This window comes from Halobacteriovorax sp. RZ-2, assembly GCF_043196685.1.
Taxonomy (GTDB): Bacteria; Bdellovibrionota; Bacteriovoracia; order Bacteriovoracales; family Bacteriovoracaceae; genus Halobacteriovorax_A.
In genome coordinates this window covers 462,472-474,603 of the sequence record NZ_JBEBMR010000003.1, presented here as the reverse complement: position 1 = coordinate 474,603, position 12,132 = coordinate 462,472, and the positions used below count along the sequence as shown (strand labels likewise).

The 12,132-nt window shown below is 38.8% G+C and carries 10 protein-coding genes; 6 read left to right on the top strand and 4 right to left on the bottom strand.

Features of this window, described 5'->3' with window-relative positions:
* Positions 1–19: 19 nt before the first annotated feature.
* A complete protein-coding gene (locus ABMA78_RS13815) occupies positions 20–1,003 on the top strand; it encodes a malate dehydrogenase (RefSeq protein WP_392860876.1) in 984 nt (327 codons plus the stop codon).
* A gap of 102 nt (positions 1,004–1,105) precedes the next feature.
* On the opposite strand, the gene ABMA78_RS13810 is transcribed toward ABMA78_RS13815, so the two are convergent.
* Genes ABMA78_RS13810 through ABMA78_RS13800 form a run of 3 tightly spaced genes read right to left on the bottom strand, consistent with a single transcriptional unit; the run spans position 1,106 to position 5,371 of the window.
* Entirely contained in the window at positions 1,106–3,784 is a 2,679-nt protein-coding gene (locus ABMA78_RS13810) for a cation-translocating P-type ATPase (protein WP_392860874.1), read from the bottom strand.
* A gap of 19 nt (positions 3,785–3,803) precedes the next feature.
* On the bottom strand, positions 3,804–4,217 hold the full coding sequence (locus ABMA78_RS13805) for a cyclic nucleotide-binding domain-containing protein (protein ID WP_392860872.1): 414 nt from the start codon (positions 4,215–4,217) through the stop codon (positions 3,804–3,806).
* 8 nt (positions 4,218–4,225) lie between these two features.
* Positions 4,226–5,371, bottom strand: a complete 1,146-nt coding sequence (locus ABMA78_RS13800) for a hypothetical protein (RefSeq protein WP_392860870.1) — start codon at positions 5,369–5,371, stop codon at positions 4,226–4,228.
* 65 nt (positions 5,372–5,436) lie between these two features.
* Here ABMA78_RS13800 and ABMA78_RS13795 point away from each other — a divergent pair, with 65 nt between their 5' ends.
* Together ABMA78_RS13795 and ABMA78_RS13790 are read left to right on the top strand one after the other, a co-directional pair.
* Positions 5,437–6,645 (top strand): U32 family peptidase, encoded by a 1,209-nt coding sequence (locus ABMA78_RS13795; RefSeq protein WP_392860868.1) that lies wholly within the window; start codon positions 5,437–5,439, stop codon positions 6,643–6,645.
* Complete coding sequence (locus tag ABMA78_RS13790; RefSeq protein ID WP_392860866.1) at positions 6,645–7,832, top strand: peptidase U32 family protein; 1,188 nt, start codon at positions 6,645–6,647, stop codon at positions 7,830–7,832. The genes ABMA78_RS13795 and ABMA78_RS13790 overlap by 1 nt, the downstream gene beginning before the upstream one ends.
* Here ABMA78_RS13790 and ABMA78_RS13785 read toward each other — a convergent pair.
* Positions 7,829–8,953, bottom strand: a complete 1,125-nt coding sequence (locus tag ABMA78_RS13785) for a THUMP domain-containing protein (protein ID WP_392860864.1) — start codon at positions 8,951–8,953, stop codon at positions 7,829–7,831. The genes ABMA78_RS13790 and ABMA78_RS13785 overlap by 4 nt on opposite strands.
* A gap of 54 nt (positions 8,954–9,007) precedes the next feature.
* Here ABMA78_RS13785 and ABMA78_RS13780 point away from each other — a divergent pair, with 54 nt between their 5' ends.
* The 3 genes from ABMA78_RS13780 to ABMA78_RS13770 all read left to right on the top strand — a co-directional run bounded on the left by ABMA78_RS13780 (position 9,008) and on the right by ABMA78_RS13770 (position 12,131).
* Positions 9,008–9,712: an SAM-dependent methyltransferase gene (locus ABMA78_RS13780; RefSeq protein ID WP_392860862.1), complete on the top strand. Its 705-nt coding sequence runs from the start codon at positions 9,008–9,010 to the stop codon at positions 9,710–9,712.
* Positions 9,713–9,816: 104 nt separating this feature from the next.
* Complete coding sequence (locus ABMA78_RS13775) at positions 9,817–10,854, top strand: isopentenyl-diphosphate delta-isomerase (protein ID WP_392860860.1); 1,038 nt, start codon at positions 9,817–9,819, stop codon at positions 10,852–10,854.
* Positions 10,851–12,131 (top strand): hydroxymethylglutaryl-CoA reductase, degradative, encoded by a 1,281-nt coding sequence (locus ABMA78_RS13770; protein WP_392860858.1) that lies wholly within the window; start codon positions 10,851–10,853, stop codon positions 12,129–12,131. The genes ABMA78_RS13775 and ABMA78_RS13770 overlap by 4 nt, the downstream gene beginning before the upstream one ends.
* The last annotated feature ends 1 nt before the right edge of the window (position 12,132 follow it).

The window sequence follows — 12,132 nt, the reverse complement described above, 5'->3', positions numbered from 1 at the left end:
TTTCAAAAGGGGAAATTACATGACTAAAAGAGTTAAGGTTGCAGTTACAGGTGCAGCAGGACAAATTGGTTACGCGATTCTTTTTAGAATTGCTTCAGGTCAAATGTTTGGACCAGATACAGAAGTTGAACTACAACTTCTTGAACTACCTCAGGCGCTTGGTGCACTTGAAGGTGTAAAAATGGAATTAGATGACTGTGCTTTTCCATTATTAAAAAATATTGTTTGCACAGACAAGATGGAAGTAGCATTTAAAGATGCAAACTGGATTCTTGCAATTGGTGCCGTTCCAAGAAAAGATGGAATGGAAAGAGCTGACCTTCTTAAGGTTAATGGTGGAATCTTTGGTCCACTTGGTAAAGCAATGGCAGCACACTCAGCACCAGATTCAAAATTATTCGTAGTTGGTAACCCATGTAATACGAATTGTTATATCGCAATGGAAGCTTCAGGGCTTGATAAGTCACGTTTCTTTGCAATGACAACTCTTGATGAGAAGAGAGCTAAGACTCAACTTGCTCAGAAAGCTGGAGTTGATGTAACTGAAGTTACTAATATGACAATCTGGGGTAACCACTCAGCAACTCAATACCCAGATTTCTACAATGCAAAGATTGGTGGAAAGTCTGCTGCAGAAGTTATCTCTGATGAAGAATACCTACAAGGTGATTTTATCTCAACTGTTCAAAAAAGAGGTGCAGCAATTATTAAAGCACGTGGTGCTTCTTCTGCTGCTTCAGCTGCAAACGCATGTGTTGCAGGTGTATACGCTCTTACTCATGACACACCAGCTGGTGAGACATTCTCTATGTGTCTTGCTTCAAAAGGTGAGTATGGAGTTGACGAAGGTCTTATCTTCTCATTCCCATGTCGTGTTGAAAACGGTGAGCTAAAAGTTGTTGAAGGCCAAGAGCACAATGCTTTTGGACAAGAGAAGTTTAATACAACTCTTGAAGAACTTCGCACAGAAAGAAATACTGTTAAAGATCTAGGTCTAGTATAGGTGCCATGCTCCTTTGGTTTCGCACATGCTAAATCAAAGGAGCTCACCTTATCTACTTATATAGAATATTTAGCACATGCGAAACCAAAGGAGCATGGCACCTTATATTCTAATTCCCAATTTAAATTTCGATAAAACTTGAATGATCAGAAGCGGAGACAGAGACGCATAAGTCACAATTTTCCAATTTTCGAGATTGATAAGTTTTAAGCTGAGGATATTCCTAAGGGCAGGGATATAGATCGTTGCAAGTAACAGTACTGTACAAAGGCATACTGCTCCCCAGACATGAATATTCTTTGTGATCTCATTTACAAAGAGATTTGAATTCTCAAGTCGCATATTGAAAACATGAAAAACTTGGCCAAAGGCCAGGCTTAAGAAAGAGACAGTCAATGCTGTTTGATCATCACCAGTTGTCTTAAGTGTGTAGAGGAAGCCAGAAAGTACGCAGCTTGTAAGAATGATACCGTAGAGTGAAATTAGGCCCCACTTCCTCTTTGTAATTATTTGTTCATTACGTGGACGGGGAGATGACTTTAAGTAGCTAGCGTCTCCTTCACCCATCCCAAGGGCCAAGGCCGGGAATACATCTGTGACGAGATTTAAAAATAGAATTTGTAATGGTAAAAGAGGCAGAGGCATATTCATCAGTGAGGCGATTGAAACAATTAGAATCTCACTAATATTACAAGAAAGAAGATAGACCACAAAACGCTGAATATTACTATAGATGATACGTCCTTGCTTGATGGCCAAGATAATGGTGTTAAAGCGATCATCTTGTAGCACCATATCTGCCGCTTCTTTTGCAATTTGAGTTCCTCTTTGGCCCATTGCTACGCCAATATCTGCATGCTTCAATGCTGGTGCATCGTTGACTCCGTCTCCGGTCATGGCAACGACAGCATTCTTTGATTGAAAGTACTTAATCAAATCAAGTTTTTGAATTGGACTAACACGACTAAAGACCTGGGTCTTATCGATTTTTTTAATCAGTTCTTCACTCCAGTCTTGCTGTGGCCCGAAGTTCTTTCCATTTATTGAATAGCTATTATCAGGCCCAATAAGGCCTATGTCTTTGGCGATCTTTAAGGCCGTTCCTTCTTGGTCACCTGTAACCATAATTGTTTTAATGCCGGCCTCATTTGATTTTGAGATTGCTTCTTTTACATCTGAACGAGGAGGATCAAGAAGGGCAACGAGTCCTAAAAAAGTAAGATCGTTGTAGGGCGCTTCTTTTGTACTTTTTACTTTTTTCTCGGCCAAGGCGAGGATACGTAGGCCATCACTTGCTAGTGTATGATTTTCTTTAATCCATTCACTTTTTAATTCTTTATTGAAGATCTTATCTTCAGACTCATTTCGTATAAGTGTAGAGCTACTTATAACCGCCTCAGGTGCACCCTTTACGGCCACGAGTATTGCCTCTTCGTCCTCTTCTTTTAGCATATGGTAGGTGGCCATCATTAGGGTAGAGCTATCAAAGGGAACCTCTTTTACCTCTGGCCTCTGATCTAGAAGCTTTGCTCTAACAAGGCCAAATTCTTCCCCAATATTAAGTAGAGCAATCTCCATTGGGTCACCAATATTATGACTCTTCTTTTCTTGAGTAATTTCTTGAGTAAGTTCTGAGTTATTACAGAGGATACCTATTTCGAGGAGTCTTCTTAGTTCTTTCTCGTCTTTATTTTTTTCGACATTATTCATGTGAAAAACTGTGTGCATAGTTTTAAAGAGCTGAACGCTCATTTTATTTTCTGTGAGAGTTCCTGTTTTGTCGGTGAAGATTATTGAAGTTGCCCCAAGGGTTTCAACAGCAGCTAATTTGTTGATGAGAGCATTGTTGTCGGCCATGCGCCACATTCCCTTGGCCAAGGCGAGGGTGGCCACAATAGGAAGGCCTTCTGGAATGGTAGCAATAGCAAGTGCAATGGCCGTCTCTAACATGAGTACGGGGGCCTTTCCTGCCATTATTCCTGAGACTGCAATAAGGGTAGCAATTGCTAATGAAAACCAGACTATCTGACCACCAAGCTTATTAAGTCGTTTCTCTAGAGGGGTGGTTTCATCTTTATTAACGGCATCACCTTGAACCTCTTTGGCAATTTTACCAACCTCTGTGTCCATGGCCGTTGCAATAACAATTCCTTTTCCTGAGCCTCTTGTGATTGATGTTCCTTTAAAAAGAATATTGCTTCGCTCAGCTAGTATGGTGTCTTCTTCTAATGCTTCACTTACTTTATCGACTGGGGCCGATTCACCAGTCAAAATTGATTCATTAACATTTATATTATTGGCCTGGGCAACTCTAAGGTCGGCCCCTAAAATATCTCCGGCCTCAAAGATGACGATATCACCAGGTACCAGCTCTTTTGTGTTAAGGTGAAATATTTGTCCTTGTCGAATAACTCCACATTTTGTGACGCCGATTTTTTTGAGTGCTTCCATGGATCTTACGGCCTTAAGTTCTGTGAAAAATCCTAGTGCAGTGTTAACAACGAGGACTGCAATAACTGTGAAGCCTTCGACAATATGGCCAATGGAAAAAGATGTGGCGGCCGCAATAAGCAGCAAGAAGACAATGATGCTCTTTAGTTGTCTTATAAGAATCGTAATTTTAGATGTGCTTGGCCTAACCGAAAGTTCATTAGGGCCATAGAGTTTTTGTCTACTTGTGATTTCTTCTTGTGTAAGTCCGCTTTCAAGGTTTGTTTCAAGTATATCTGAGACATCATTTACACTACATTTTGAATAGAATAGGCCGTTATACTTTTTCATATATTCGCCCTTCTTAGCTTTATTTTATAAGATCTAGAATCTCTCTTTGCTCTTCAATACTTAAAGGCCTAACAGTGTCGGCCTTCTTTCTTTTTATTCCACTTTTTGCGATGACTTTATCGAGGTGGTGGATACGATCAACTACATTCTTTGTCATCTTAAAGAGCCAATCAGGAAGCTCTTCTTTGATTGTCTGACTATCGATTTCCATTAGTGTGACCTTCGTTTTTGCCATAACATAGGCTGCGCGGTGAGTACCAGCGAAGAAGGCCATCTCACCAATCATCTCTCCAGGGCCTACTGTCGCAACTGGACTAACTTTATTACCGTCAACAACAAAGACGAGAAGTTCTCCCTCTTCAACCAGATAGATCGTATCAGACTGATCTCCCTGTTTAATGATGATAGCATTTTCGTTATGAACAATTCTCATATGGCCTCTTATTTTAGTTGGGTAATCTGCTTAAGCTTAATTACTAGCTCACTGACAAGTTTAGGGTAATAGATAGATTGTGGAACTTTATTAGAAATAAATAAAGGGTTTCTTGTATAATTTTGCTTAAGAACTTCGTTAAAATTTACGATATCCACATTTTGATGAGTTGAGATTTTTTCAAGCTGTTTAACAAAGAGTGGGTGCGAAGACTTGACCTCACATGCAAAGGCCACTTTTTGTAAAGCCTGATCGTAGGCCTTTGTTATCTCACCCTGTTTTTCAAAAAACTCTTGCTTTAATTGATGAAATTTCGTGTTGGCCAAAATATTTTTTTCAAGAGACTGAACAAGTACATGGGCCTCTTTCGTTTTAGATTCAGAAAGAAGTGTATCGAGTTTTTTTAGGGCCTCTTCAAATTCTAGGCCATTTGTATCTTCACAAATTCTAAGGTCATTTATCTCCATATTGATTGGTGGAATGACGGTAAGGATATTAACTCCTTTGGCCTTTAGAGTTCGAAAGAATTTTTCGAGACGAATATCATAGAGAAGAAGTTCTTTTTCTAAAATACTTCTAAAGCGTTCAGGAGATAATTTATCAAATTCAAGTGGTTCAATTTCTGAAGTTAGCTGTTTAAGGTCTTCATTTAAGAAAATTAAACGTGACAGATTTGGATGAAGCTTAATCAAACTTTGGATATAGAGATTTTTAAAGAGTTTAAAATTCTGATTATTAAGTTTAATGGCCTCTTTCTTCTTTGGATAAATATCTTCTTGTAACTCTGAATAGCCAGTTGCAAGAATAAGAATCTTAGGAACTTTCTTTAGCGCCGCCACTCTTTGAATGGTGCGATAAAGGGAGTCGCCCTTAGAAGAAATATTGTAAATAGAAAGTGGCCTGGCCAACTTTTTTGAGAGTTGAGTTGTGATGTCATTGATAAATGGACTGATTGATACACCCATTTCATCTCCGACAATTAGTACGTCGGCATTTGAGGCAACTTCATCAGGCCCATAGGTTTCTGGTGCCATGACATATGGTGCTGGAGTTTCTCGCAGAGGGGCCTTGTGATAATGGTAACTTAGAAGCCCCAAAATTGTGATAATGAACGCACAGGCCAAATAAAATATAGTGTTAAATATTTTTTTCATAAAAACTAATCAAGATTTCCCTATGACTTTATTATATACGTAATTTCTGGTACATAGAAGACCTTATGAAAGATGCAAAAAACACCAGATGGGTACCTGAGCTTTTAGCTCCGGCAGGTAGCCTAGAAAAATTGAAAGTGGCCATTAGTTACGGTGCCAATGCCGTATATCTTGGTGGTCAAAAATATGGACTTCGCCAAGCGGCCGATAACTTCACTATTGATGAAATACGTGAAGGGGTTGAGTTTGCTCATGAGCGAGGTGCTCTTGTCTATGTCGTCTTAAATTCATTCTTTCACGATAAGGATTTTGATGGCCTATTAGACTTTATTAAAGAACTTGATGATGTGGGAATTGATGCAGTTATTGTTTCAGATCCTGGTGTGATCAATTATATAGCTGAGAATACAAGTCTAGAGATACACCTTTCAACTCAGGCAAGTTGTCTTAATGTTGAAAGTGCAAAACTTTGGAAGAAGCTAGGTGTTACTCGTATCGTCCTTGGGCGCGAGGTTGCCATTGCTGATGCTAAGAAAATCAAAGAAGAGGCCGGCGTCGAGATCGAGATGTTTGTTCATGGTTCAATGTGTATGGCCTACTCTGGGAATTGCGTGATTTCCAACTATACACAAGGGCGTGACTCAAATCGCGGTGGATGTGCTCACAGCTGTCGTTTTGAATATAAAATTGATGATGGAAAGAAGGAGCTTAATAGCTACTTTATGAGCTCTAAGGACCTTGAGGGAATCAGACTTCTTCAGGACTTTATTGATGCAGGAATTGACTCCTTAAAAGTTGAAGGACGTATGAAGTCTCCAATGTATGCGGGAACAATTTCAATGGTCTACTCACAGGCCCTTGCCTATTATAAAGAGCATGGAAACTTTCTAAGCGATGATCTGCTTAAGTGGGAAGATGAGCTTACAAAAGTTACTCACCGTGCTTACACACAGGCATCTCTTGTTGAAGAGGCCGATGAAACTTCGATTTATAATGATCGTGAGCATGAAGATAAGACATATCGTGCGATTGGAAAGGTTGCGCAAGTTGTGGACAATGAGTTTATCGTTGTTGATGTAAGAAGTGCATTTGAACTAGGAGAGTCTCTTGAGATCATGCCTTTTTCAAACGCTCACGTGGATGTAAAGATTGATCATATCTCTAATCTTGCTGGAGAGAATTTTGAGCGTACACGTCCTGGAGCACTTTTTAAAATTCCTTACGTTGCAGGAGTTGAGGTGAATAACCTTGTTCGTGCAAAGGTTGTAAGTTAATGAAGACGACAACTTACTTAAATAACCTTAATGATCTTCCTAATATTATTGCTAATAAGTCTTTAGTAAGTGAAGTCATCTTAGCAACTCGCTTATTTTCTCAAATTGGAAAACTCTCTATTGAAGAGATGGCCAAGGCCATTGAGTTATTGAAGTCAGAAGCAATTTCCTATTCTTTAGAGTGGGATATTCTTATGACGGAAACTCGTTTTGCAATGTATAAGCAACAATTTCAAAAATATACAGACCTTGGTTTTAAGAGTATTCGCTTAAGAGATCCTGGTGCTATTAATTTTTGTTTAAACGAATATCCTGATCTAAAGATCGATCTTCTTTTAGATACTGGTGGACACCATAATCTTAACTCAATTAAGGTTTGGAAGAACCTTATTGGTGATCGTCTAAGAAAGATTGTTCTTTCAATTGAACTCTCAAGTAGTGTGATTAAAGAATTTTGCCAAGAGATTCACTCGTGGGGCGTTGAAACAGAATTACTCGTCTTTGGACGAATTTTACTTTTCTATACACCACGAAACCTTGTGTCTCCTTTGTATTCTGATGAAAGCTTAGAAGATAACTACCTTGAAGTTAGTGGTTCAAGTGAAGAGTCTCCTCATAAGGGATTTCCGATTGTTGAAAATCAACACGGAACATTTATGTTTAATACAAAAGACCAATTTCTTTTAGAGTATATCGATGAATTAAAAGATTGTGGTGTTAATGATCTTAGAGTTGATGCTCGCCATCTAGAAAATAATAATCTCTTAAATGATGTTGTTTCACTTATTAATTCTTTCGATAAGTCGAAGGCCAAGGAAGTGAAAGATCAATTTGGTAACTCAACGACACGCGGATTCTTTCACGTAAATAAATCTGATGTCCTATTTAAGAAGCTTAAGAATAAGCGTACCCAACGCCAAGATGAAGGCTTCTTAGGTGAAGTTGTTGATGTTGTGAAGAAGTCTCATATGGCCATTCTAATTAAGGGAATGCGCGGTGAGGAGTTTGCTCTTAAAGTAGGAGATGAACTTCGCTTAAATACACCAGACGGAAAAGTTAAAACAACGAAAGTTCATAAGATTACACATACGAATGGTAGGGAGGCAGACTCTGCTAAGACAGGTGAGTTAGTGCTGATTCCACATGTTAGTGGTGTTAGTGTTAAGACCATGGCCTATAAGAATTAGTTGTAGCTGACCTTAACGAATTGTACCCAGATTCCACCATTATTGATTCGCTGTGATCTCATTGCCTTAAACTTCTTGTCGATAATAAAGGTCTCTGGCATCACAGCATATGCACTCTTTGCTCCAAGCTTTTGTGCCTTTGCATAGAAGTCATTTACAAATTCATGAATATTTTTTTGCGTCTTTATTCTCTTTCCGTATGGAAGATTACAGGCAATAACTAAGTTATTTTCTGAAAGTTCTTCCATTTTAAAAAAATCACCATGAGTCACTTCAAGATCAAATCCCTCAAGGTTTTCTTTGATGGCCTTAATATTATCGCGATTTATATCATTGGCCAGGGCCTTGCGCTGAATTTCATCGTTTAAAATATTTACCTTTTGCGCAGCCTGTTTCCTAAAAAGAGGAAAGTTCTCAAAATTATAATGACGCTTAGAATTCACCTGGTCTTGGAAGAGATACTCGCTTAAGATCGTTCCCGAGCCGGCCATTGGATCAAGTAGGGTATAACCTTTTTCTTCATTGCTATTAATGAATCGAATAAGAGCTGCTCCAAGAGACTCTCGCATTGGGGCCTTGGCCGTAAAGATCTTATGTCCTCTCTTATCAAGCCTCTCTCCTGAACAGTCGATTGAAACCTGACACATATCTTCCTCGAAACGAATAAAGATAATTGGTGGATGACTCCACGTAAGCTCGTTATATTTCGCCTTAAAGGGTTGTGCCTTTTGATAATCTGCAATGGCGTCTTTTGCGGCCTTGATGATTTTTCGATCATCAAATAAGCGCGAGTTATGAGAGCTTACCTTAAATTCAAAGTCAGTCGTTGGGATATAATCATTCCAATTTATCTTTGATAGCTTTTTGTAAAGTTTAGGAAGATCTCTTGCTTTAAATTCTTCTACTCTTAGAAGTGCCCTTGTCGGGATCTTCAAATACTTTATCAGTGTTAGAAGAGAGAAAAGGTCTTGAGACTTAAGAAGTAGTCCCGCTTCATTATTGCACTCTATTGTATTAAAGAATTCGTAACGAATTAGCTCTTTTAGCTCTTCTTTGGCGAACTCCTCGAGACCAGGAGTTACAGAGAGAAATAATTCGTATGTTTTTGAAGTTTTTTGCATATTATTTGTATACACGATCTTGAGTTTATAACCAATTGGTCATATATAAATGATATGGCCAAACAAAGTAAATACGGAACTCTATATTTAATTGCAACTCCAATTGATGAGCAAAACCCTCTCGATACGACAGCTTTAAATTTATTAAAGTCTGCCATCGAAGAGCGAGAGCAAAGTCTCTTTCTTATTGAAGACTTGAAGCCTTGTCGTAGACGTTGGATACGTTTTGGACTTGATCGCGAAATCATTGAAGACTTTATTCTCTTTAATGAACACACTCAAGTTGAGATTGAAAATGAAATCATTGCAAAAATTCAAAGTGGTAAGAATGCTTATCTTATGAGTGATGGTGGGCTTCCGGCATTTTGTGATCCTGGCCAAAAACTCGTAAAAAGATGTCATGAGCTAGGGATTCGCGTGACTTGCACTCCCCATAGCAATTCAATTTCACTTGCCGTTGCCCTGTCTGGTATCGACTGCGCTAATTTTACATTTGCTGGCTTTCCTCCGCGCAGGCCTGAAGAGCGTAAGGAGTTTTTAAAGAATTTGGCCAAGGTAAATATGCCAAAGGTTCTGATGGATACCCCATACCGCTTAACGAGACTTCTTGAAGAGTCTGTGGAAGTTTTTGGTGATCGTCTCGCTTTTGTCGGCATGGAACTTAATGGAGAGGACGAGGAACTTAAATACGGTAAGTTATCGAAATTGCTCAAAGAAGTTTCTGGATTAAAGAAAGAGTTCATTCTTATTATTACGTAATTGTTTAAAGGCCTAGCAAATCAGATAGATTTTTCCAAAGCATAAATGGAATGTTGTTGCTTCGAATAAAATCTGCTAAATTGCCTAAATCATTAGGTATGTACATGAAAAGAGACAATTTAGAGGCCCAGGCAACGAGCGATCGTAAGCTTGAGCATATCAAATTAACGGATGCTGCACAGACGGCACAAATCTTAGCTGATAAGCGCTTTTACTATGAGCCACTTTTTAGTGGAAATAGAGAAGTGCCCGATCTCAGTCTTAACTTTGCTGGACATCAATTAGAATTACCAATTTGGGTTTCATCAATGACAGGTGGAACCGGTGTCGCTGCAAAGATAAATGAAAATCTTGCACGAGCATGTGGCGATTTTGGCATTGGGATGGGACTAGGTTCTTGTCGTAAACTTCTTTCCAAAGAAGGTCGTAGTCAGTACTTCAGCGACTTCGATATCTCAAAATATACAGCTAATGCGCCTTTTTATGCCAATCTTGGTGTGGCCCAGTTAGAGGAGCTCATCGAAGATGGTGAGCTTGATCGTTCCAAAGAAGTCGTTGACCTACTTGGTGCCAACGGCCTAATTATTCACATCAATCCAGCGCAAGAATGGTTTCAACCTGAAGGTGATATTATCAAGCGCTCTCCACTAGAGATTATAAAAATCTGTTTAGAAGAGTTTGATTTTCCAATTATCGTCAAGGAAGTTGGACAGGGAATGGGGCCGAAATCTTTGGCCGCTCTTATGCAGATGGATCTGGCCGCAATAGAATTTGCGGCCTTTGGTGGAACTAATTTTTCTAAACTTGAATATATTAGAAATTCCAATGACTTATCTATTCATGAACCTCTGTGTCATGTTGGCCATACTGCCCTAGAAATGGTAAATATGAGCAATCAGATTATCGATCAATTAGGAGAGCAGGTAAGGTGTAAGAACTTTATCATCTCAGGTGGTATTAAATCATATCTTGATGGTTTCTACCTGTGTAGGCTTTCGAAAGGAAATGCCATTTTTGGTATGGCCAGCGAGTTCCTAAAGACGGCAATGGTTGATTATGAAAGTGTTAGTCGACAGGTTACACAAATAAAAGCAGGTCTAGCATTTGCTAATTCATACCTTAGTGTAAGGAGTGAAAATTGAAATTGATTCAAGGTTTTTCAAAACTAACAAAAGAACAGAAAGTAGAATTTATCTCAAAGAATCTTGAGGCCGGTTCAAAAGAACAGATCCTCTCTTTCTGGCATCAGGATCAAAAATTACAAAATACATTTGATGAATTCTCTGAGAATACCATCTCAAACTTCTTCCTACCTTATGGTGTGGTTCCTAATTTTGTTTTAAATCAAAAAGTATATAACGTTCCAATGGTTATTGAAGAAAGCTCTGTTGTTGCGGCCCTGTCAAAGGCAGCAAAGTTTTGGAGCTCTCGTGGTGGTTTTAAGGCCGAAATCATTGGCAGTGAAAAAATTGGTCAAGTTCACTTTGTCTATGAAGGTGACAAGGCCCAACTTAAAGAATTCTTTGAAAATGGAAAAATTGATATTTTAAATTCTCTGACTCCATTAACTATCAATATGGATAAGAGAGGCGGTGGGATTCGTTCGATCGAGTTAATTGATCTAACAGATAAAGAAGAAAACTACTACCAAATCAAGATGGCATTTGAAACTTGTGATGCGATGGGGGCCAACTTCATTAATTCTGTTTTAGAAGCTGTTGGGAAATATTTAGAAGAAAAACTAGGGGAGCACGTACAAGTGATTATGTGTATCCTTTCTAATTATACGCCTAATTGTAAGGCACGTGCATGGGTTGAGTGTTCAATTGAAGACTTGAATGAAAAGAGTCTTGGAATGGATGCAAAAACATTTGCACAAAAATTTGCTCGTGCAGTTCGCATTGCTCACATTGATCCTCATCGTGCAACAACTCACAATAAAGGTATCTTCAATGGTATTGATGGTGTTGTTATTGCAACAGGTAATGACTTTAGAGCAGTTGAGGCCTGTGGCCATACATATGCTGCAAGAGACGGACAGTATCGCTCTTTAACTAATTGTAAAGTTGAAGGAGATAAGTTCTTATTTGAAATTGAAATTCCACTAGCACTGGGAACTGTTGGTGGTTTAACAAAGCTGCATCCATTAGCGAAGATGTCTCTTGATATTTTAGAGCGTCCAAGTGCAAACGAGCTAATGATGATTACAGCAAGTGTGGGACTTGCTCAAAACTTTGCGGCCTTAAAGAGTTTAGTGACAAGTGGTATTCAAAAAGGACATATGAAAATGCACCTAATGAATATCTTGGGACAACTTGAAGCTAATAATGAAGAGAAAGAAAAAATTGCTGAATACTTTGCGGACAAGGTTGTTTCGTTCAGTGCAGTAAGAGAACAACTAGAGAGTTTAAGAAACTAAA

What these genes read in the sequence shown, in the direction of transcription:
- ABMA78_RS13790 (WP_392860866.1), top strand. Translation starts at nt 6,645, where the DNA reads ATGAAGACGACAACTTACTTAAATAACCTTAATGATCTTCCTAATATT.
- ABMA78_RS13800 (WP_392860870.1), bottom strand. Translation starts at nt 5,371, where the DNA reads ATGAAAAAAATATTTAACACTATATTTTATTTGGCCTGTGCGTTCATT.
- ABMA78_RS13810 (WP_392860874.1), bottom strand. Translation starts at nt 3,784, where the DNA reads ATGAAAAAGTATAACGGCCTATTCTATTCAAAATGTAGTGTAAATGAT.
- ABMA78_RS13815 (WP_392860876.1), top strand. Translation starts at nt 20, where the DNA reads ATGACTAAAAGAGTTAAGGTTGCAGTTACAGGTGCAGCAGGACAAATT.
- ABMA78_RS13805 (WP_392860872.1), bottom strand. Translation starts at nt 4,217, where the DNA reads ATGAGAATTGTTCATAACGAAAATGCTATCATCATTAAACAGGGAGAT.
- ABMA78_RS13785 (WP_392860864.1), bottom strand. Translation starts at nt 8,953, where the DNA reads ATGCAAAAAACTTCAAAAACATACGAATTATTTCTCTCTGTAACTCCT.
- ABMA78_RS13795 (WP_392860868.1), top strand. Translation starts at nt 5,437, where the DNA reads ATGAAAGATGCAAAAAACACCAGATGGGTACCTGAGCTTTTAGCTCCG.
- ABMA78_RS13775 (WP_392860860.1), top strand. Translation starts at nt 9,817, where the DNA reads ATGAAAAGAGACAATTTAGAGGCCCAGGCAACGAGCGATCGTAAGCTT.
- ABMA78_RS13780 (WP_392860862.1), top strand. Translation starts at nt 9,008, where the DNA reads ATGGCCAAACAAAGTAAATACGGAACTCTATATTTAATTGCAACTCCA.